Raw genomic sequence first — 20797 nt, 5'->3', positions numbered from 1 at the left:
CCCGAGTAGCCCGGATGGAGCGCAAGCGTAATCCGGGACTGTGTTTGCCTCATCGAAGAACCCGGATTGCGCTTCGCTCCATCCAGGCTACGAGTCCGCGTGGCTTCGGGACTAGAACGGATAATACCGGATCTGCGTCATGACGATGTTGTCGTCGGCCTTTGGCGCGCCGCCGACACCGGCGAAGGCGAACCGTTGCGTGTAGGAATACTGCACGCCGGCTTTCAGCGTGCCGTAATTGCCCTGGTAGATGGTGTCGTAGATGCCGGCGGTGATCTGCCGGACTTCCCTGGTGTTGCCGTTACAGGTCGCGGCCAGCGTGTTCTCGGTGAAGCAGCCGGTGTTGTTGTAGAGCGGATTGCCGTAGCCGAACGGGATGGTCCCGACATTGGCGAAATTGGCCTTGGCCTTTTCGAGCCCTGCGTAGCTGTAGACATCGAGGCTCGGCGTCGCGTGCCAGATCAGGCCGACCGCAGCCGCCGTGATCGTCAGCGGCAGCACCGTGCCGTCCTGCGCCACCGCCGCATCGGGGAACGGCGTCGCTGTGAAGCGGCCGAGCACGCCATGCGCGCCGTAGAGCTGGAGGTCGAGAGTCTTCGGAATCAGCTCGGCAAAGATGTGGCCGCCGAAGCTGCCGGTGTCGTAGGTGTGGTTAGCGCCATTGAAGCGGTCGAACAGCTGGCGATAGAGCGCCCAGGCCTCGACATGCAGCTTGTAAGGCCCGAGCCGCGGATCCCACGCCGCCTTGACGGTGACGTCAGGCACCTGGTTCAGGCTGACATTGTTGAGGTTGTTGAAGAAGCTGCCGCCAGGCCCGGTCAGATTGACCTGCAGGTTCGGGTTGAGCACACCCTGCGGACCGACCGCAGGCGTGCCGACCGTCGGCGTGTTGCCGCCGAAGAAGGCGGTCTGCGGATTTTCAACGGACGCGGCGAGCTTGAACTCGGGCCCGAGATCCTTCCAGACGCGGAGACCAGGTTGCCGTGCCGCCAGAAATCCCGGAACGGATTCGAAGTCGATGACGCCTGGCGCATCGACGCCGCGAGGATCGATGCCCGACTTGGTCGGCGCATTCAGCGACCAGGATTGGCCGGCGAGGAAATGCAGGCCGAGATCGGTCCGGTCGAGCTCGAGACTGAGCTGCCGCATCCGGGGGTTGAACGAGTTGGTGGCAACGGAGCTTGCCGTTTGCGCCGCGCCTTCGAAGTCGATTTCGCCGTAGCCGGCGAGATGCGTATCGGGATCGGCGTTGCCTTCGGCGAGCACCGAGAACCGGCTCTGGCGCGCGGAGAACCGCGTCTCCGGGAAGTAGAAATTGTGGCTCTGCTGATAGGGAATGAAATTGAACACCGAGCCGGTGTCGGAGGCGATGTTGCGCGAGCGATAGATGCCGGTGAGATCGACCCAGCCGCCGAATGTCAGCGTGACGCCCTTGTAGCAGACCTTGCCGCCCGCACATGCCTCGACGGGCAGCGCCTTGTAGGTCCCCGGCATCGGCATGGCCCTGCCCTGCACCGCTTCGACCTGGCGCGTCTTACGTGCCTCCGAATCCACCTTCTGCTGCAGCTCCTTCAGCTTCGCCTTCAGCGCCTTGATTTCGATTGTGACATTGTCGTCGGCACGCGCCTGTCCCGAACAGGCAACGAGTAGCCCCAGCATCAGTCCGTAGTTGATGATCCGCACGTAAGCCTCCCTCCACTTGGGAAGCAGGTGCACTTGGTTGCGCCCCCGGCGCGAGCATGCCTCCCTGGTGTGGAGTGATGCGAATGAGCGAGCTGTTATTCGCTGGCCTGTGCAGCTTCTGCATCACGTTTTCCTGACGATCATGTTCGGAATATTTTCGTTGGCTGACCGATCCGCACGCGCGATTGCTGCGCACACGACGCAGCGCGCATTGGGCCCGACCGGCACATGGCCGGGCCCAACTCCGCGGACGTGCAAAGTCTCCTGCGACCGCCACTGTGCGAACGCAGGCGTCGCGAGCGCGGTCGACATGGCGACGGCGGCAACGAACAGCTTGGACGTCGTCATGATTCTCTCCTGCCTTGGCGGCCCGCTTCATCGGGCAGTCGACATGGAGAGAGACCGGGCTTTGCGGCTCCGCATTCCCGGCGGACAATCACGATTCAGCGAAGAGGTCGTGACGTGCGTCTATGGTTCGTAGCCTGGATGGAGCGAAGCGCAATCCGGGATTCTTAAATGCGATTGGCGCTGTCCCGGATTACGCTGCGCTCCATCCGGGCTACGCGAGCAGTGACAGCTAGTACAGCGGCGGAATCTGGCCGACTGTGATCGGGCCGAGCAGCACGGCGCCGTCGACGAATTTCAGCGGGAAGCTGCGGGCCTTCTTGCCCTCGAGCGTGCTCTCGGTGCCGATCGAGTTGATGCCGGCGGCAACGCCGGCGTTGGCGTTCTGCTTGATGACCTTGCCGAGGCCGGGAACGGCACGGTCGAGTGCGCCGAAGAGATTGTTGAGGTCTTTTGACTTCACGCCGGGCGCGACGCGGTCGAGCGTTGCCTGCGGCACGCCCTCTTCCAGCATCTTCTCGATGCCGAGCGCCGGGATGACGCGTTCGAGGCCGGTCACGGTCATCTGCAATTCGCCATCCAGTCGGCCATTGGCCGAGAGGCCCAGCGTGCCGGCCGCGACCGCGATCATCTCGCCCTGCTGGATCCGCGACTGCACGATCTCGATATGACCGCCGGCGGCCTGGATCTCGCGGAAGCGCTGCGGCCAGGGTTTTGGGGTGAGATCGGAGAGCCCGGTGATCTTCGCCCGCGTGTCCGCTTCGAACGGCTCGGCGAGCAAGGGATGAACGCCCTGGATGCTGCCCTGCGCGATCTGCAGCACGGTCTCGATCACGGGGTGATCGGCCGACGATCCGTCCGCGATGCGCCCGTGCAGCTCAATCTGCTTGGCACGCGCGAGCGGCACCTGCACCGAACCGTCGAGACGGTTGATGCTGGGATCGTCGAACACGATCGAGGCGCGCTCCGGGATCGCCGGCAAGCCGACCACGCTGCTGCGGCCATTGCTCCAGTTCACCACGAAGGTGTTTTGCGTGACGCCGTCGACCAGCGTCGCCGGTGCGGAAAACTCGGCGATGACGTGCTTGGGATCGTAGACCTGAGCCAAAACCAGAATGTTGTCGAGCTTGGCGGTGAACGGCGTCTTGCTCGCATTCTGCGAGACCAGGGCGACGCTGGCGCCGGAGCACTGGACCTCGAAGCGGAACGGGAAGCCGGCAATCGAGCGCTTGGCGCAGTCATAGATGCGGCCGGACTTGGCCTCCTGCGCGCGCCAGGCATCGGCCGCGACCTCGGCCTGCGAGGCCGCATAGAACCAGAAGCCGCTCCAGGCGGCCGCAAGGATCAGGAGGAGGACGGGAGCAATGAAGAGCCCCCAACGGGAGCGGCGCCGGCCTGCGGCAATGGTCATATCGGACATGCGGCGACCCTTTGATCCCAGATTTTGTCAAATGTAAGCGAGGCCAGCCCCGGACGAAAGGCGGAGAAATCGCTTCGCTTGAGGCCCCCGTTCTGGTAGCCGTGCCCGAAATGTCGGAAATCACCCTTCCCACCGTCACGTCAGCCAAGGGCGACCTCTGGGTGTTCGGCTACGGATCGCTGATGTGGCGGCCGGGCTTCGAATTCGCGGAGCGCGTGCCGGCGCGGCTGGTCGGCGAGCATCGCGCGCTCTGCGTCTATTCCTTCGTGCATCGCGGCACGCCGGAGCAGCCGGGCCTGGTGCTGGGGCTCGACCGCGGCGGCGCCTGCCGCGGCATCGCCTTCCGCGTCGCTGAAAAGAACCGTGCCGACGTGGTCGCCTATTTGCGGGCGCGCGAGCAGGTGACGTCGGTCTATCGCGAGGTGATGCGCTCGGTGTGGCTGGAGAACGAAGCGCGTGAGCGCGTCTCCGCACTCGCCTATGTCGTCGACCGCGGCCACGTGCAATATGCCGGCCGGCTGTCGCTCGCCGACCAGCACCGCCATGTGCGGCAGGGCCACGGCCAGTCCGGCGCCAACCGCGACTATGTGACGGCGACCGTGAAGGCGATCGAGGCCGAAGGCTTTCGCGACACGCAATTGCATCAGCTCGCGGCGATGCTGCATGGTGATACGCATTCGCTGCGCGATCAGACTCCGAGCGAGGCCCAGGACAGCCGCTAAAGCGCAGACCAGGCATGCTCTGAATACGTTGCCGCCCACGAAAGCAATCACTTTAGGACCGTTTGAATCCCTCCGCGGCAGCGGCATATACGACGGCCGCGCCGCCCACCACGACGGACCTCTCCTCCACTTTTCGGGTGAAAGACGACGTGTGATTATGGATCATCTGGTCGTATAATGGGTGTTGGCGGACGCCGGGATACCCGGTTGGAGCAGTGTTGTTGCGGCGCATGATTGTGGGGCGAGAGTCCTCACTGGGAAAGATCAACCGCATGGCCCAGATAGCGAACTTGGCTCTACTCTCATCCCTGGTCTTGTTGACGTTGGGTGTGCCGGGACCGGCGGAAGCCCAGCAAAGCAGCATGGGTTTCTTCATAACCAGTGTGGGGCTCGGGAAGGGCGGCGACCTCGGTGGGCTCGACGGCGCGGATCGACATTGCCAGACCCTCGCCCAGGCCGCAGGCGCGGGCGGCAAAACATGGCACGCCTATCTTTCGACACAGGGGCCGAGTGCGATTAACGCCAAAGACCGGATCGGTAACGGTCCTTGGTCCAATGCCAAGGGTACACAGATCGCGGCAAGCGTGGCTGACCTGCACAGTGACAACAACAAGATCAACAAAGAGACTGCCCTCGACGAGAAGGGCATGATGGTCAAGGGCCGCGTCGACACCCCCAATCAACATGACATGCTCACCGGCACACAACATGATGGCACGGCCATTCCGGGCGCAGACGCGACTTGCAGTAACTGGACCAGCAGCGCTGACGGACAGGGCAGCGCGATCGTCGGACACCATGATCTGATCGGCAACACTCAAGGTCCAAATTTCTGGAACTATTCGCACAAGACGCCGGGTTGTTCCCCGGCAAACTTGCAGCGCGTCGGCGGAGCCGGTTTGTTTTACTGCTTCGCCACCAACTGAGTTCGGCCAACTGTTTCTGGGCCGAGGAATCAGAGCGCAGAAATTCTGGCGCTCGCTAGTCGTTGCTTTTTTTCGGACTTGTTTTTAGTGCCGTTGAATTAGTAGTCGCCGCGGAGATTGCGATGTCGACTGACCAATCCAAGGATCGCTCACACGTACAGTCGGGTGACGTGCTCGATTTTCAGTCTCACCGGATTCATGCCATTGCGCAGACCCAAGCAGAGCGGCCGCGCTTGTGGTCGACGAAACATCTTGCCTACCGCTGTAGCGTCCTTGCGACACGAACACTCATGTAACGCATCCGATTCTCGGGGCCGAACCAAATGCGCGCCGCAGCGCGGCGGGTTTGCATCGCTCGACTGAACGAGCCGCCGCGCAAAACGTGTCGACTGCAATCGCCTTCTATCCATGCCGATCCGTCCGCAGGTGCGCCTTGGTAAGTGTCGTGCCAGCAATCCTCAACCCAGTCGTAAACGCTACCATGGACTTCGTAGATGCCCCAGGGATTAGGAAGCGACGGTCTTGGCGGCGGAGAGTTCGTCCCGGCGAGTTGGCGTTCTTCGACCCGATCAATAGCGAAGGAATCTCCCCACCAGAAAGCGGTCGTCGTTCCGGCGCGCGCGACGTACTCCCGCTCCGATTCGCTCAACAACCGATATGGCTTTCCGGTCGCACGCGACAGCCATTCAACGTACTCCTTGGCTTCTGCCCATTGAATGTTGGTGACGGGTTTCCATTCGCTGCTGGTCGGATCCGACGGTCGAAAGCTGCAGCCCTTTCCAACGACGCAGGCGTTCCACTCATCGAGAGAAACGGGAAAACGTCCGACCGAGAACCTCGGAAACGTCACCTGGTGTTGCGGCCGTTCGTCCGCCGTGCTTCCTGCTTCATCCGCGCTTGCGCCCATGGTGAACCGGCCGGCAGGAACGACAATCATCACGGGGCAGAAATCACACTCTTTAAAGCGATCAAGCGGCACCAATGCGCTTTCTTCAGATCGAGATAGCGGTCGGAAAAGCCGCAAATCCAGCGGAGACGGGCGCTCCAAGATCGAGAGCGCCGGCACGGTGTGATCCAACGTTTCTGCATCGACGCTCGCGACGTGGAGTTGGATGATCAGCGGCGCAAGCAATAGAGGCAATGAGTGAGCAAATCTATTCATGCAAATCTCCCGGCCGCATCACCGTGCTCGGGGAAGCCACTGGACATTCGGTCAGCGGCGGCGCGTCAGGCAATTTGTAACAATCGAAAAAACGACTTGCAGCGTTGCCCTCGACACCGCTTGCCCGCCATGCAATCGCCGACAGAATACGTCTCGTCTGTTTCAACCTGACTGCGCAGGCCAACAAGATGGCTTCGTTGCCGGTCTGAATTGCTTCGCGGCTTGAACAGATGAAACAGCGCCCCAGTCGCGACGCGACGAGACACGCAACGCCAAACGGCCAATTTCTCTTTTGGTTTCGTTAGTTTAAGCGCGTGATTGAACTTTATATTTGCCGCATCGCCCGCTTCGGCTCAGGGAACGAGTCGACTTCGTGGAGCGATGCCTGCCGAAACACCTGTGAGAGGCCGGCTACGGGACGCAAGCCGTCGGCGGCGACCAAGCCTGCTTTGATCTCGGAAGCCGCCGTCTGTGAGTACTCGCCCTAACCGCCCGGAGCCTCGTAGCTCGGCGCTGATCCGATGAGTTGCTCCTGCTCTTTCCGTCCCGCCTCGACGATGCGACCGGTGGCATCTTCGATCGCCGTCTGCACGCGCGCGAGAAACTCGTCCTTGGGCAGGCCCGGCGGCAACGGATCGAGGAACTCCACCACCAGCGTGCCGGGATAGCGCATGAAAGTCCGGCGCGGCCAGAACAGGCCGGAATTGAGCGCGATCGGCAGGCACTGCACGCCGCAAGATGAATAGATCTGCGCAAAGCCGGTCTTGTAATCCGGCGGCGCCCCCGGCGCGCGGCGCGTGCCTTCCGGAAAGATGACGAGCTGGCCGCCCGAGCGTACCGCTTCGCGCGCGCGGCGCGTCATGTCCAGCAGCGCCTTGACGCCGGCTTTGCGGTCGATCGCGATCATCCCGGTCTTGACCAGGAACTGACCGAACACCGGAATCTGCATGAGCTGGCGCTTGAGGATGAAGATCGGACGATTGAAGAAGCCCGGCAACACGAAGGTCTCCCAGAACGACTGGTGCTTCGCCACGATCACCAGCGGTCCCTGCGGGATCTTCTCGATGCCGCGGAATTCAACCTTGATGTTGCAAACTACGCGCATCAGGAAAACCGTCGCCTTCGCCCACCATTTCGCAACCGTCAGCATGGCGCGCGGCGGCAAGGCGAAGGTCGGCAGCGCCACGATCGCGAGGCACACCAGCACGGCGTAGAACAGCACGTTGAAGACGAGTGAGCGCAGGAAGAGTAACATTCAATATCCTAGTTGGCCTGTGCGGTGGCGGGCCGCCTGGATTGCAGGCCCGCAGGCTGCTCCGACACTTCCGGCGAAAGGTCAATCCCGAAATCTTCCAGCCGCACCCTGAGCTCGGCGGCGATGTACTTGACATATTCGGACAACAGCAGCCGCAGCGTCGAGGCCGAGGTCCACCACGGCTCTTCGCGCCATTTGTCGCGAACCACGGCGAACGGGACCAGCGTGGTCTCCGGCATGGCGTGCGAGAATTCCACCAGCGCGCGCGGCATGTGATAGTTCGAGGTGACCACGATCAGCGATTTGAAGCCGCGCCCCTCGGCCCAACGCCGCGCCTCCGCCGCGTTGCCGCGGGTCGTGAGCGCGGTGCGATCAAGATCGACGCAGCAGGTCATGAAGGATTGGTTCTCCGGCAACGTCCGGGAGATGTCGCTTGCCGTCGAGGTCGGATGCACACCCGAGATCAGAAGCCTCTTGCCATAGCCGGCCGCCAGCAGCTCCATCGCGTCCGAGACCCGCGAGGAGCCGCCGGTCAACACCACGATGCCGTCAGCCTTGCGGTCCGGCGCAATCTCGGCGCCGCGCAATTGCGACAGGAACGCGACGAAGCCCGCCGCGGCACCGACAAAGACGAACGCAACCGTCGACACCACGGTCGCGCGGAGCCAGCCGCGCGGCAGTTTCGGCGATCGATCGTCGGTCGGCGAGGTCATATGATGTCGGTGATCCCTTCCCCGGATTATTTTAGGACGTTTTGAGGCGAAGTGGAGTCCGGTTTAGCGGGCTCAATCGACGTCGTTCAGCGTCGCGAACAGGGTCTGGCGCGAGGCAACCGCTGTGATGGCGCCGATCAGGACGGCCTGCATCGCGAGCACGACATAGCCGGACGGCCGCAGCGAGAAAGTGCCGAGCAGGGCCGCGAACTGGTCGCCGACCGGGGTGCCGGAGAACCAGCCGGCAATCGACTCGGAGAAGCCGAACAGCAGCATGGCGACGCCGCCGCCGATAACGCCGCCTTCGAGGCCGAGCCTGAGGAAGTGCCGCAGGAAGTGATTGGCGATGTAGCGGTCGCCGGCGCCGACGAAATGCAGGACCTCGACGATCGGGCGGTTCGCCGCCATCGCGCCACGGGTCGCGAACGAGACGGAGATGATGGTCGCGACGATGACGAGTGCGAGGATGCCGATGCCGGCGAACACGGTGGCGTTGGTCATCGAGCGCATCCGTTCGATCCAGGCGCGGTGGTCGTCGACACTGGCGCTTGGCGCCACCTGCGTCACGCGCGCACGCAAGGCGCCGAGATCGAGCGCCGTGCCCGGCTGCACGCGCGCGATGATCATGCGCGGCACCGGCAGATCGTCCATCGACAGACCGGTGCCGAGCCAGGGCTCGAGCAGCTTGCCGCTCTCGTCCTTGGTGAACGGCTTGACCTCGACGATGCCGGCTTGTGCGCGCATCGCCTCGGTGACGGCAGCGGTGTCGCGCTCGATGTCGCGTCCGGATTGCGGGCGGACCTGAATGGTGATCTCGCTCGCGACATCGGACTGCCATTCCGCGGCCGAAGCGCTGACCAGCAGCACGGTGCCAGTCGTCATCGAGGCGAGGAAGGTCATGATGGCGACAACGGCGACCAGCGCGCGGCCATGGATCGAGGCGCGCGGCACGATCGGCGACATGTTGCGCGCCCGCGCGGGAAGCTGCGGACGTTCCTGTCCGAGATCGACCAATACGCCGCGCTCGTCGGTCCTACTCATAGACGTGCAGCCGGCCCTGATGCAGTACGAAGCGGCGCGCTTCGTACTGGTCCATCAGCGCAATGTCGTGGGTTGCGATAATGACGGCGGTTCCGGATTTGTTGAGCTCGATGAAGAGCCGCAACAATCGGCGCCCGAGCGTCGGATCGACGCTGCCGGTCGGCTCGTCCGCGAGCAGCAGCTGCGGCCGCGAGATCACCGCACGCGCGATCGCCGCGCGCTGCTTCTCGCCGCCGGACAGGATCGGCGGCAGCGCATCCATGCGATCGCCGAGGCCGACCCAGCGCAAGAGGTCGATGACCTCCTTGCGATAGCTCGATTCGCTGCGACCCATGACGCGGAACGGGAGCGCCACGTTCTCGTAAGTTGTCATGTGGTCGAGCAGGCGGAAATCCTGCAGCACGATGCCGATGCGCTTGCGCAGATCGGCGATCTCGTCCTTGCCGAGTTGGGAGATGTCGTGGCCGAACAGATTGACGAGGCCGCGCGTCGGCCGGTGCGACAGGAACAACAGGCGCAGCAGCGACGTCTTGCCGGCGCCGGACGGGCCGGTGAGGAATTGAAAGGAATGCGCCGGGATCTGGAAGCTGAGGTCGCGCAGGATCTCCGGCCCCAGACCGTAACGCAATCCGACATTTTCGAACCGAACCAAGCTCAGCTCCGTTCGAGGGGTAGGCCGCATGGCCGGCGAGGTTTCGCCGCATGCGATCAAGGGGTTGTGCGACCGTTATGGTTTCCGGTTCGTTAACGGTCGCCCTGTAGCATCCCAGCCAGCATCCTTAGAAGTCCCTTCTCAGGAGAACCTTGGCGCCAGGTTCCGCGCGACAAGTCATCGTCGAGGCCGTCCATGCATATCGTCTGCCCCCATTGTACGACATCCTACGCCATCAAGCTTGCGAGCCTTGGGGCCAACGGGCGAACGGTCCGGTGCTCCCGCTGCAAGGAGACCTGGATGGCGCATCCCGAGGATGCCATCGAGGAGGCGGCCGTGCCGGCCATGGCCGCGGCCAGCCAGTCCGACGACCAGTCCGACCTCGCCGAGCAGTGGAACTCCTACGCCAAGGACGACGCGGCTGCCGAAACCCCGGTGGTCGAAAGCCCATCGATTGCCAGCGACTGGCCGACCGAGGACGCGCCCGAGGACGAATGGTCGGCGGCGGCCCGGGAAGCCGAGGAGGAAGTCGTCGGCGCGCAGCACCAGTCCTGGTTCAGCGGCCTGTTCAGGCGCCGAGGGGCAAAGGTGAGCCGCCCGGCACCGGCCGTGGTTCGGCGGAATTCCTATTACGGCCTGCCGACCGCCTGTGCCGCCATGGGCGCGCTGGTGCTGGCGCTGGTGATCTGGCGCGGCGACATGGTCCGCCTGCTGCCGCAGACCGCGGCCTTCTACAAGATGGTCGGCCTGGAGGTGAACCTGCGCGGGCTCGCCTTCAAGGACGTCAAGCTCTCGACCGAGACTGTGGACGGTAAGCAGGTGCTGGTGATCGAGGGCGTGATCGTCGGCCAAGGCAAGAAGCCGCTCGATATTCCGCGGCTGCGCTTTGCCGTGCGCGACGGGCAAGGCGCCGAGATCTACGCCTGGAATTCGGTGCTGGAGCAGACCGTGCTGCAACCCGGCGAGCGTGCCTTCTTCCGCTCGCGCCTGGCCTCGCCGCCGCCGGAAGGCCGCAATATCGACGTTCGCTTCTTCAACCGGCGCGACATCGCCGGCGGTAGCGTGTAATCAGCCTGTAGAGTCCCGCACGGGAAGGTTCGTCCCATGCCGAAAGTTCTGATCGCCGATGACGAGGATTCGATGCGCCAGCTGGTGGCGCGCGCCATCGCCATGGACGGCCACGAGACCGTCACCGCACAGGACGGCGCCGAGGCGCTGGAGATCCTGACCCGCGAGGACGGCGCGTTCGACCTGTTGCTCACCGACATCCAGATGCCCGTCATGGACGGCATCGCACTCGCGCTCTCCGCCGCGCGTGACTTTCCCCAGCTGACCATTTTGCTGATGACCGGCTTTGCCGATCAGCGCGAGCGTGCGTCGAACCTCAACGCGCTGGTGCATGACGTGGTCACAAAACCGTTCTCGGTTGCGGATATCCGCACGGCGGTGGCGGATGCACTGGCGGCGAAGAAGGGGTAGCGGCTCCACACACTCGGTGTCGTCCCGGCGAAGGCCGGGACCCATACCGCGAGGTCTATCCCTAGGGCTTGCTGGCAGTACCGGACAACGAATCTTCGCCAAACAGCTCCCTGTGGTTATGGGTCCCGGCCTTCGCCGGGACGACATCGGGGAGATAGTCTGCCCTCAAAAATCCTTCAGCAGCCGCTCGATATAGTCGAGCTCGATCTGCGGGCGCGAGGGGTCGCCGAGGCGGCGGCGGAGTTCTTCGAGGATGCGGCGGACGCGCTGGACATCGATCTCGCCGGGGATCTTGACCGTGTAATCGTCGCCGAATTCGCGGCCGTGCAGCGGCCGGCCGAGCGGATCGGTCTGGTTGCCGCCGCTCTGCTGGCGCCCGGCGCGATTGCCGGGACCGTCGCCCTGGCCGTCGCCGTCGCCCTGCTGCATCGCCTCGGCCATCTTCTGCGCGCCCTTGCGCATCGCATCCAGCGCCTTGCCCTGGGAGTCCACCGCGCCGTCGGCATTGCCGTCGCCGAGTTTTGAGCCCGCATCGCCCATGGCGTTGTCGGCGGAATCGAGCCCACCGTCATCATCACCCTGGTCGGCGTCCTGATCGCCATCCTGGCCGGGCTGTCCCTGGTCGCCTTGCTGACCCTGCTGGCCCTTCTGTCCCTGCTGGCCTTTCTGACCTTTCTGCGAGAGGCCGCGCTTGGCCATCTCGTCCTGGAGCTTCCTCAGGCGGTCGCGCAACGCCTGCTGGTCCTGCTGCAGGTCCGACATCGACTGGTCGCCCTGCTGCTTGCCGCGCATGCGATCGCGCCGGGAGTCCTGACCCTGCTTGTAGGTCTTGTCGCGCAATTGCTGCTGCTTGCGGATCATGTCGCCGAGCTCGTTGAGCGCCTGCTCCATGTCGCTCTCGCCGGACTGTCCCGGCTGCGCCATCTGAAGGCCCTCCAGCATCTGCTGGAGCTGGTCGAGCAGCTGCTTGGCCGCGTCCTTGTCGCCAGAGCGCGACAGGCGCTCCATGCGGTCGATCATGTTCTGGAGATCCTGCTGGCGCAGGATTTTCGTATTGGGATCAAGCGGTCGGGCGAGCTGCTGGGCGTCCTTGTTGTTGCGGAACTGCTCGGCGAGCTGGCGCATGAAATTGTCGAGCGCAGCCCGCAGATCCTGCGTGAGCTTCTTGATCTCCTCGTCGCTGGCACCGCGCTCCAGCGCCTGCTTCAGCGCGTCCTGCGCCGCGCGCAATGCCTTCTCGACGTCGGAGATGTTGCCGTCCTCGATCGTCACCGCGAGCGCCCACAGGCTCGCCACGACCTCACGCAGTGAATCATCCGTGCGCGCGGCCTCGAGCTGATGCGCGACACTGTAGAGGCCGAGATATTGCCCGGTTTCCTGCGTGAACAATTCGGGCGCGATCATCAGCGCGTCGAGCGCTGTATAGACGTCGGAATTCTTGTTGGCGTCGAGCGCGAGAATGCGGCGCTGCTCGATCAGGGCGCGCGCCAGCGGCTTGGTGAAGAGACGCTCGGGCAGCCGCATGTTGAACGGCTCGCTCTTCGCCTCGTTGCCGGCCTCGTCCTTGGCAGTGAGCGTCAGCGTGACATCGGCGCCGGCATAGGGATCCTCGCTAAGATCCTTCACCGTCTGGCCGACGCCGTTACGGGTGCGCGCATTCGGCAGCACGAGCGGAAATTGCGGCGGCTGGAACAGCGGCCGCGCCGCGGTCCTGCTATCGCCGTCCTTGCCCGCATCGGCGGAACGCGGCGCGACGTGCGCCTCGGCGCCGGTGACGCCGTAATCGTCCTCAATCTTGTAGACGAGCTGGAGCGCGCCGCGCGCCTGGCGCTCCGGATCCTTGGCCAGCGCGATCGTCGGCGGGCGGTCCGGCGTCGCCGCGAAAGCCCATTGCGGCTGGCCCGAGGGGGCGCGGACATGCGCAGTGCCGTCGCCAGTGATGGTGAAATGCTTCTCGTTGGTGCCCTTGGGCGTGGCCTCAGTCGGCGCGACCTCCTTCAGGCCGCCGGACACCACAACATCCAGGCTGCCGCCGGAGGAGCGCACGATCAAAGTCGAGCCGGCGGGAACGCCGAGCGGTCCGGAGGCCGGAAGCGCTGCGGCTTCCTTGTTGGCGGCCGACAGGATCACCGGCGGCTTTCCGGTGTAGAGCGGCGGCGTGACCCAGGCATCGACACGGATATTAGTCGGCGTCAGCACACCGTTCCAGTCGAACGCCGCACCCAGCCGCAATCCGCGCTCGTCGCCAGCGGCGAAGAAAGTCGCGACCAGCATCACCATGACCAGCGCACGCAGCGCCCAGGGGTCGTGGATGGCAAGGCGCGGGTGCGGCAAACCGGCGCGGATGCGCTTGAGCGAGGCCAGTGTGCGCTCGCGCTGCGCCTGCCAGAGCGCCTGCGCAACCGGATCCTGCGAGGTCAGCGTGTCCGTGAGCGTCGTAGCCGGGCGATGACGGATGCCCGAACCGCGGTCGAGCCGGGCGAGCGCCTCTTCGCGGCTCGGCCAGCGAAACCGAATCAAGGGGAACAGGGCGGCAGCCGCGAGGCCCGCAAAAATGACGAGGCCGATCGCGCGGGCGACAAGAGGTAGCGCCAGCCAGAGGCCGGCCCAGGACACCACCAGAAACAAGCCGACGACGGTGAGAACACGCGCCAGACCGGGCCAGGCACGCTCCCACGCGATGGCATAAGCGGACCGCTCGAGGGCCTGTGCCAGCTTCAATCGCGACAGAGCATCGCCATCGCGGATCGGGTCTGACGGGTCGGGGGTGACGCCGTTCAATCAACTCTCCAGGTTACCCGGCAGAATGGAGCGTACCACAACGGCAGCACTGAGGCATCCGTTCCTGTACGGGACATCCCCCTTTTCCCGCATAACACGAGGACGTGACTGCTCCGGCTCAACCCCGTAGTTTCCGCGGCGCCATTCCCAAAGGAAACGCAAGGGAAATAAAGGAAACGCCATGGACAAGAAGATGCACGACAAGGGCCTGGAAGTCCGCAAAGCGGTGCTGGGCGAGGCCTATGTCAACAACGCGCTCAAGAACGTCGACGACTTCAACCGTCCGTTCCAGGAGATGCTCAACGAATATTGCTGGGGCACGGTGTGGGGCCGCGAGGAGCTGCCGCGCAAGACCCGCAGCATGCTCAACATCGCGATGATCGCGATCCTCAACCGCCAGCACGAGTTCCGCGCGCATCTGAAGGGCGCACTCACCAACGGCGTCACCCGCGACGAAATCCGCGAGATCCTGATGCAGGTCGCGATCTATGGCGGCATGCCGGCCGCCGTCGACAGTTTTCGCATCGCGCGCGAGGTGTTCGCGGAGATCGACGGGAAGGCGTGAGGGAGTAGGCCTCTCACCGTCGTCCCGGCGAAGGCCGGGACGACAGCGGGGGATTTGGCGCGCAGCTCGTCCAACAACGAATAGCTAAGCAAGGAAACACCATGGACATCGGATTCATCGGCCTCGGAAACATGGGTTTCCCGATGGCGCGGCGGCTGGTCGAGGCCGGCCACAAGCTCGTCGTGTTCGACACCCGCAAGGAGGTCGTCGACAAGCTGGTCGCGCGCGGTGCCACCGCGGCGACGTCGCCGAAGGACGTTGCCGACAAGGTCGAGACCGTCATGGCGAGCCTGCCGTCGCTGCAGGCCTCGCTCGAGGTCGCCACGGGCGCGAACGGCGTGATCGAGGGCGGCCGCGCAAAACGCTTCATCGATCTGTCGACCGTCGGCTCGACGATGGCTGCGAAGATTCACGGCCTGCTGGCCAAGCACAACATCGTGCAGATCGACTGCCCGGTGTCCGGCGGCGTCGGCGGCGCCGAGAAGGGCACGCTGGCGGTGATGGTGTCGGGGCCGAAGCCGGAGTTCGAGCTGTTGAAGCCGGCGCTCGACGTGATCGGAAAGGTGTTCTTCATCGGCGAGAAGCCGGGCGCGGCACAAACCATGAAGCTCGCCAACAATTTCCTGTCGGCCACCGCGATGGTAGCGACGTCGGAAGCCGTCGTAATGGGCGTCAAGGCCGGGCTCGATCCCGCCGTGATGATCGACGTCATCAACTCCGGCTCCGGCATGAACACCGCGAGCCGCGACAAGTTTCCGCGCTCGGTGTTGCCGCGAACCTTCGACTTCGGCTTCGCCACGGGACTGATGGTGAAGGATGTGCGGCTCGCTCTGGAGGAGATGAAGCAGCTCGGCCTGTCGATGGAGGTCGCCGACGCGGTCGGGCGTCTGTGGGAGACGGTGATCGCCGCGGAGGGCGCGGACTCCGATTTCACCGCGGCGATCAAACCGATCGAGAACAAGGCCGGCGTCATTGTCGGCGGCAAGCCGGGTGGCCTTGCCGGGAAGTAGCATCGACGCGCAGCCTCCGCTCACAACCACGACGTGAGATTGCCGATCATTCGCGAAAGAGCCCGACCGCAACGCAACATCCTTGAGTTGTGATTGCGCTCGGCTATCCTGTCCTCTCTGCTCGACTGCAAAAAAATCAGGGAGGACGGAATGAAGCGTCATCGACACTACCTTGTCGGTGCGACCACGGCCCTGTTTGCCTGTGTCGCATTCGGTACTTCGCCCGCCATGGCGACGGCGTGCACCAATCTTCGATCCTTGCAACTGCAGCACACGGTGATCAATTCGGCGGACGACAATACGACCGGCACTTTCGTCCCGCCCGGCTCGAGCCCGATCACCGGCCTTCCCGCGTTCTGCCGCGTCACCGCAACCCTGATCCCGAGCTCGGATTCCAGCATCAAGATCGAGGTCTGGCTGCCCGAGACCAATTGGAACGGCAGGTTCCTCGGCACTGGCGGCGGTGGCTTCCAGGGCACGATCACCTACAACGAGCTCGCCATCGGCATCCAGGGCGGCTTTGCCGCGACCAATAGCGACCTCGGCACCGGATCATCGGGATGCAATCCGCTGTTCTGCGGTTCGGCCGGCAACATGGGCAATCCGCTCGCGATCGACTTCGGCGATCCGACCGCGCCGTCGACGGGCCTGTTCGGGCATCCCGAGCGGATCAAGGATTTCGGCTACCGCGCGATCCATCTGATGACCGAACGGGGCAAGGAGATCGTCAGCGCGTTTTACGGCCATCGATCGCAGCGGGCCTATTTCGCCGGCTGCTCCACCGGCGGCCAGAACGCCCTGATGGAGGCGCAGCGCTTCCCCAACGATTATGACGGCATCCTCGCCGGCGCCGCCGCCTTCAACCGCACCCATTTGCACATGGCGGGGCTCTATGGCTGGCAGAATACGCATGCGAGCCCCGGCCGGTTCATCCAGGCCGGCCAGATGACGCTGATCAACCAGGCCGTGCTCAAGCAATGCGTCGGCCGGGATGGCGGCGCCAAGACCGATCAGTTCCTGACCGATCCGCGCGACTGTCATTTCGATCCGAAGGTCCTGCTCTGCACCGGTGGCAACGCGCCGCCCGCATGCCTGACCTCCGACCAGGTCACGACCATGCAGCGCTACTACGCCGGCACGATCGACCCGGTGAATGGACAGCTCGTCAATCCTGGCTCCGAGCGTGGCAACGAGACCGACGACATCCTTGCGCTGGGCCTGGCTTTCCAGGAGCGACTGCCCGAGCCGGCCTTCGACGGCCTGTTCTACTGGGTATTCGGCCCGAGCTTCGGCTATCCGGCAAGTGCGACCAATTTTGCCAATTTCGATTTCCACCACGACATCGACAAGGTCGACGACCAGCTCGCCGCGGTGCTCAACGCGACCAGCACCGATCTCGGCGAATTCAGGGGACACGGCGGCAAGCTGCTGATGTACCACGGCTGGGCCGACCCGCTGATTCCGTCACAGAGCAGCATCAACTATTTCCTCGCCCTGGTGGGGAATGAGGGTCAGGCGGCCCAACCAGTCGCCTTCTTCGATCAAGGCAACGGCAATCCGGCGCTGCGACGGACCCAGAGCTACGCGCGTCTGTTCATGGTGCCCGGGCTGTACCACTGCTCCGGCGGGCCCGGTCCCAACACGTTCGATGCGCTGACACCGCTCGTCAAATGGGTCGAGGCCGGCGTCGCGCCGGAGACGATCCTCGCCACGAAGTTCGTGGCCGATACGCCGCCCGCGGTTCAGATGACCCGGCCGCTCTGCGTCTTCCCCAAGGTCGCGAGATACAACGGCAGCGGCGACACCAACGCTGCGGCGAACTTCACCTGCGTCACCGACGAGAACGATTTCAACCAGAAGCCGGCTCCGAAATACGGGCCGTGACGCGGACGCGGCGTCGGCGAGCGCATGCTCGCCGACGTCCTTAGAGCCACGGCGCCGGCGTATCCATCGCGATCAGCTGCTCGACCTCGATGCGCGGGCGCACGACCGCGTATTGATCGCCCTTCACCAGCACCTCCGGCACCAGCGGCCGCGTGTTGTAGGTGCCGGCCTGCACGGCGCCGTAGGCGCCCGCGGTCATGATGGCGATGAGATCGCCCGGCTTTGGCGTCGGCAGCGTGCGGTCGAGCGCGAGATAGTCGCCGGTCTCGCAGACCGGGCCGACCACATCGGCCGTGATCATGGCCGCGCCCTTGGCCGGCTCCGTCACCGGCAGGATGTCGTGATGAGCCTCGTACAGCGTCGGCCGGATGAGGTCGTTCATCGCGGCGTCGATGATGACGAAATTCTTGCCGTCGCCGTGCTTCACGTAGATCACCTTGGCGACGAGGATGCCGGCATTGCCGACGATCATGCGGCCCGGCTCGAACATCAGCGTGCAGCCGAGATTGTGGCTGACGCGCTTGACCATCGCGGCATAGGCGTCCGGCGCCGGCGGCGCCTCGCGGTCCATGTAATAGGGAATGCCGAGCCCGCCGCCGAAATCGACGTGGCTGATATTGTGGCCGTCGGAACGCAGCGTCTGCACGAATTCGGACAGGATACGGAACGCGATCTCCATCTTGGACAGATCGGTGATCTGGCTGCCGATGTGCACGTCGGTGCCGGTCACTTCGATCCCCGGCAGTTTCGCGGCACGCGCGTAAACCTCGCGGGCGTGGACGATCGGAATGCCGAACTTATTCTCGGACTTGCCGGTGGAGATTTTTGCGTGCGTGCCGGCATCGACGTCCGGATTGACGCGGATGGAGATTCGCGCCGTCTTGCCCGTCTCGGTCGCAAGGCGCGACAGCAGCTCGAGCTCGGGCTCGGATTCGACGTTGAGACAGAGGATGTCGGCGGCGAGCGCGGCGCGCAGCTCGACCTCGGTCTTGCCGACGCCGGAGAACACGATCTTGCTGGCGGGAATGCCGGCGGCCAGCGCGCGCTTCAATTCACCGCCGGAGACGACGTCAGCGCCGGCACCGAGCTTGGCCAGCGTGCGCAGCACCGACTGGTTGGAGTTCGCCTTCATGGCGTAGCAGACCAGCACCTTCTCGCCGGCAAAGGCATCGGCGAAGACGCGGTAGTGCCGCTCAAGGGTGGCCGTCGAATAGCAATAGAACGGCGTGCCGACGGTCGCGGCCAGCTCGGACAGGTTCACCGCCTCGGCGTGCAGCACGCCGTTGCGGTAGTCGAAATGGTTCATGGCGTTGGCTCAGTTGCCCCAGCCTATCGGCTGGGCTTTTCGTCCAGGAGCGGGTCGAGGATAAACGGTTTCTTCTTGCCCTTGGTCGCCGCCGGTGGGGCATCCGCGCCATAGGTCGGATTGAACACGCTCGGCGTTTGCTGGGCTTCGGTCTCGGTGTCGGTCGGCGCGGCGATGTTGGCCGTGGACGCGTTGGAGGCGGTCGGCGGCAGATCGAGCGGGCCCTTGCGGCCGCAGCCGGCGAGCGCAAGCGCGCTCAGGCTCAACACAATGATGGCCCACCCCGAGCCGGCCGGGCGAAACTTTGACGTCACGACGAAATCCCCACTACGCGGGGCGCACCATACAGAGATTGGCGCTCTCTGGCGAGAGCCGGATGACCATGAAACATAAGCGAAATTTTGCCTTCAGCCCAATTTTCGCTCTTTTTCCAGCCGCTTCGCCCAGGCCTTGGCCTGCGACGTCACGTTCTTCGGCGCGGTGCCGCCGAAGCTGGTACGGCTCTTCACCGACGATTCGACCGAGAGCACGCCAAGCACGTCCTTGGTAATCTTGGGCTCGATCGCCTGCATCTCCTTGAGCGGCAGCTCGTGCAGCGCCACGCCGCCCTCGGCGGCCTTGGCGACGATGCGGCCGGTGACGTGATGGGCCTCGCGGAACGGCATCTTCAGCGTCCGCACCAGCCAGTCGGCGAGATCGGTCGCGGTGGCGTAGCCCTCGCCTGCGGCGGCCTTCATTTTCGCCTCATCCGGCACGAGATCGCGGACCATGCCGGTCATGGCGCGGATCGCCAGCGACAGCGCGGCAAAGCCCTCCATCGCGCCTTGCTTGTCCTCCTGCATGTCCTTTTGATAGGCGAGCGGCAGGCCCTTCATCACGATCAGGAGACCATTGAGCGCGCCGATGACGCGGCCGGTCTTGGCGCGCACCAGCTCGGCGGCATCAGGATTGCGCTTCTGCGGCATGATCGAGGAGCCGGTCGTGAACTTGTCGCTGAGGCGGATCATGCCGACCAGCGGCGAGGTCCAGATCACGATCTCCTCGGCGAAGCGCGACATGTGCACGGCGCAGATCGAGGCTGCCGACAATGTCTCCAGCACGAAGTCGCGATCAGAGACCGCATCGAGCGAGTTCGCCATCGGACGGTCGAAGGCCAGCGCCTTCGCGGTGGCATGACGGTCGATCGGGAACGAGGTGCCGGCGAGCGCGGCCGCGCCGAGCGGAGATTCATTGAGCCGCTTGCGCGCATCCTGGAAACGGCCGCGATCGCGCGCGACCATCTCGACATAGGCGAGCAGATGGTGACCGAACGTCACCGGCTGCGCGGTCTGCAGATGCGTGAAGCCGGGCATCACTGTTCCCGCATGCTCCAGCGCGCGTTCCACCAGCGCCTGCTGGAACGCGGCGAGCGCGGCATCGGTCTCGTCGACGATGTCGCGGACATAGAGACGGAAGTCGGTCGCGACCTGGTCGTTGCGCGAGCGCGCGGTATGCAGGCGGCCGGCGGCGGGGCCGATCAGCTCGGACAGGCGGCTCTCGACATTCATGTGAATGTCCTCGAGCGCGCGCTTGAACTCGAAGCCGCCCTTGCCGATCTCTGACAAAATCGTGTCTAGACCCTTGCCGATATTTTTCGCATCAGAGGCCGTGATAATACCCTGACTGGCAAGCATCGCGGCGTGGGCCTTGGACGCGGCAATGTCCTGGGCAAAGAGGTGACGATCGACGTCGATGGAGACGTTGATCTCTTCCATGATCTCATCGGGGCGTTCCGAGAACCGGCCGCCCCACATCTTGTTGCTCATGATCCCCTGCTCACGCCCTGCTTTGCCGCATGTTTGCTGGCGGAGGCC

The 20797-nt window shown here is 64.4% G+C and carries 19 protein-coding genes; 7 read left to right on the top strand and 12 right to left on the bottom strand.

The genetic code is table 11. The features are described 5' to 3' along the window. Positions 1–111: 111 nt before the first annotated feature. From ACLFLU_RS05380 to ACLFLU_RS05370, 3 genes are all read right to left on the bottom strand, one after another. Positions 112–1683, bottom strand: a complete 1572-nt coding sequence (locus tag ACLFLU_RS05380; protein ID WP_426411293.1) for a hypothetical protein — start codon at positions 1681–1683, stop codon at positions 112–114. Between the two features lie 123 nt (positions 1684–1806). Continuing rightward, entirely contained in the window at positions 1807–2031 is a 225-nt protein-coding gene (locus tag ACLFLU_RS05375; protein ID WP_426411292.1) for a hypothetical protein, read from the bottom strand. Between the two features lie 229 nt (positions 2032–2260). Next, entirely contained in the window at positions 2261–3448 is a 1188-nt protein-coding gene (locus tag ACLFLU_RS05370) for a DUF2125 domain-containing protein (RefSeq protein ID WP_426411291.1), read from the bottom strand. Positions 3449–3558: 110 nt separating this feature from the next. Here ACLFLU_RS05370 and ACLFLU_RS05365 point away from each other — a divergent pair, with 110 nt between their 5' ends. Further along, complete coding sequence (locus ACLFLU_RS05365; protein ID WP_426411290.1) at positions 3559–4170, top strand: gamma-glutamylcyclotransferase; 612 nt, start codon at positions 3559–3561, stop codon at positions 4168–4170. Positions 4171–4442: 272 nt separating this feature from the next. Beyond that, positions 4443–5096 (top strand): hypothetical protein, encoded by a 654-nt coding sequence (locus tag ACLFLU_RS05360; protein WP_426411289.1) that lies wholly within the window; start codon positions 4443–4445, stop codon positions 5094–5096. A gap of 256 nt (positions 5097–5352) precedes the next feature. Here ACLFLU_RS05360 and ACLFLU_RS05355 read toward each other — a convergent pair whose 3' ends face one another. The 5 genes from ACLFLU_RS05355 to ftsE form a co-directional block, all read right to left on the bottom strand. Then, positions 5353–6258: a formylglycine-generating enzyme family protein gene (locus ACLFLU_RS05355; RefSeq protein WP_426411288.1), complete on the bottom strand. Its 906-nt coding sequence runs from the start codon at positions 6256–6258 to the stop codon at positions 5353–5355. A gap of 484 nt (positions 6259–6742) precedes the next feature. Continuing rightward, positions 6743–7513: a lysophospholipid acyltransferase family protein gene (locus tag ACLFLU_RS05350; RefSeq protein ID WP_426411287.1), complete on the bottom strand. Its 771-nt coding sequence runs from the start codon at positions 7511–7513 to the stop codon at positions 6743–6745. A gap of 8 nt (positions 7514–7521) precedes the next feature. Further along, positions 7522–8226 carry a YdcF family protein gene (locus tag ACLFLU_RS05345; RefSeq protein ID WP_426411286.1) on the bottom strand — a complete coding sequence of 235 codons (705 nt, stop codon included), beginning with the start codon at positions 8224–8226 and terminating at the stop codon, positions 7522–7524. Positions 8227–8298: 72 nt separating this feature from the next. Continuing rightward, complete coding sequence (locus ACLFLU_RS05340; protein WP_426411285.1) at positions 8299–9267, bottom strand: cell division protein FtsX; 969 nt, start codon at positions 9265–9267, stop codon at positions 8299–8301. Continuing rightward, positions 9260–9919 carry a cell division ATP-binding protein FtsE gene (gene ftsE / locus ACLFLU_RS05335; RefSeq protein ID WP_128954174.1) on the bottom strand — a complete coding sequence of 220 codons (660 nt, stop codon included), beginning with the start codon at positions 9917–9919 and terminating at the stop codon, positions 9260–9262. The genes ACLFLU_RS05340 and ftsE overlap by 8 nt, the downstream gene beginning before the upstream one ends. A gap of 195 nt (positions 9920–10114) precedes the next feature. Between ftsE and ACLFLU_RS05330 the strand changes: the two genes are divergently transcribed. Together ACLFLU_RS05330 and ACLFLU_RS05325 are read left to right on the top strand one after the other, a co-directional pair. Then, complete coding sequence (locus tag ACLFLU_RS05330; protein WP_426411284.1) at positions 10115–10987, top strand: MJ0042-type zinc finger domain-containing protein; 873 nt, start codon at positions 10115–10117, stop codon at positions 10985–10987. A gap of 36 nt (positions 10988–11023) precedes the next feature. Then, entirely contained in the window at positions 11024–11398 is a 375-nt protein-coding gene (locus ACLFLU_RS05325; protein WP_027530607.1) for a response regulator, read from the top strand. 165 nt (positions 11399–11563) lie between these two features. Here ACLFLU_RS05325 and ACLFLU_RS05320 read toward each other — a convergent pair whose 3' ends face one another. Further along, positions 11564–14179, bottom strand: a complete 2616-nt coding sequence (locus ACLFLU_RS05320) for a TIGR02302 family protein (protein WP_426411283.1) — start codon at positions 14177–14179, stop codon at positions 11564–11566. Positions 14180–14360: 181 nt separating this feature from the next. Here ACLFLU_RS05320 and ACLFLU_RS05315 point away from each other — a divergent pair, with 181 nt between their 5' ends. The 3 genes from ACLFLU_RS05315 (at position 14361) to ACLFLU_RS05305 (ending at position 17638) form a co-directional block, all read left to right on the top strand. Continuing rightward, the gene (locus tag ACLFLU_RS05315) at positions 14361–14744 is read left to right on the top strand and encodes a carboxymuconolactone decarboxylase family protein (protein WP_008567285.1); all 384 of its coding nucleotides are present in this window, start codon (positions 14361–14363) and stop codon (positions 14742–14744) included. A gap of 101 nt (positions 14745–14845) precedes the next feature. Beyond that, a complete protein-coding gene (locus ACLFLU_RS05310; protein WP_426411282.1) occupies positions 14846–15754 on the top strand; it encodes an NAD(P)-dependent oxidoreductase in 909 nt (302 codons plus the stop codon). Between the two features lie 150 nt (positions 15755–15904). Then, positions 15905–17638, top strand: coding sequence for a tannase/feruloyl esterase family alpha/beta hydrolase (locus tag ACLFLU_RS05305; RefSeq protein ID WP_426411281.1), 1734 nt, complete (start codon positions 15905–15907; stop codon positions 17636–17638). A 40-nt stretch (positions 17639–17678) separates the two neighbouring features. Here ACLFLU_RS05305 and lysA read toward each other — a convergent pair whose 3' ends face one another. The 3 genes from lysA to argH all read right to left on the bottom strand — a co-directional run bounded on the left by lysA (position 17679) and on the right by argH (position 20749). Continuing rightward, positions 17679–18944, bottom strand: a complete 1266-nt coding sequence (gene lysA, locus ACLFLU_RS05300; protein ID WP_426411280.1) for a diaminopimelate decarboxylase — start codon at positions 18942–18944, stop codon at positions 17679–17681. A 23-nt stretch (positions 18945–18967) separates the two neighbouring features. After that, a complete protein-coding gene (lptM, locus tag ACLFLU_RS05295; RefSeq protein WP_426411279.1) occupies positions 18968–19258 on the bottom strand; it encodes an LPS translocon maturation chaperone LptM in 291 nt (96 codons plus the stop codon). 93 nt (positions 19259–19351) lie between these two features. After that, the gene (gene argH, locus ACLFLU_RS05290) at positions 19352–20749 is read right to left on the bottom strand and encodes an argininosuccinate lyase (protein WP_426411278.1); all 1398 of its coding nucleotides are present in this window, start codon (positions 20747–20749) and stop codon (positions 19352–19354) included. Positions 20750–20797: the final 48 nt, after the last annotated feature.

The organism is Bradyrhizobium ganzhouense (genome assembly GCF_049949285.1).
In the GTDB taxonomy this organism is placed as follows: Bacteria; Pseudomonadota; Alphaproteobacteria; order Rhizobiales; family Xanthobacteraceae; genus Bradyrhizobium; species Bradyrhizobium ganzhouense.
The sequence above is the reverse complement of the archived record's forward strand: the minus strand, read 5'-3'. Positions and strand labels throughout refer to the sequence as shown.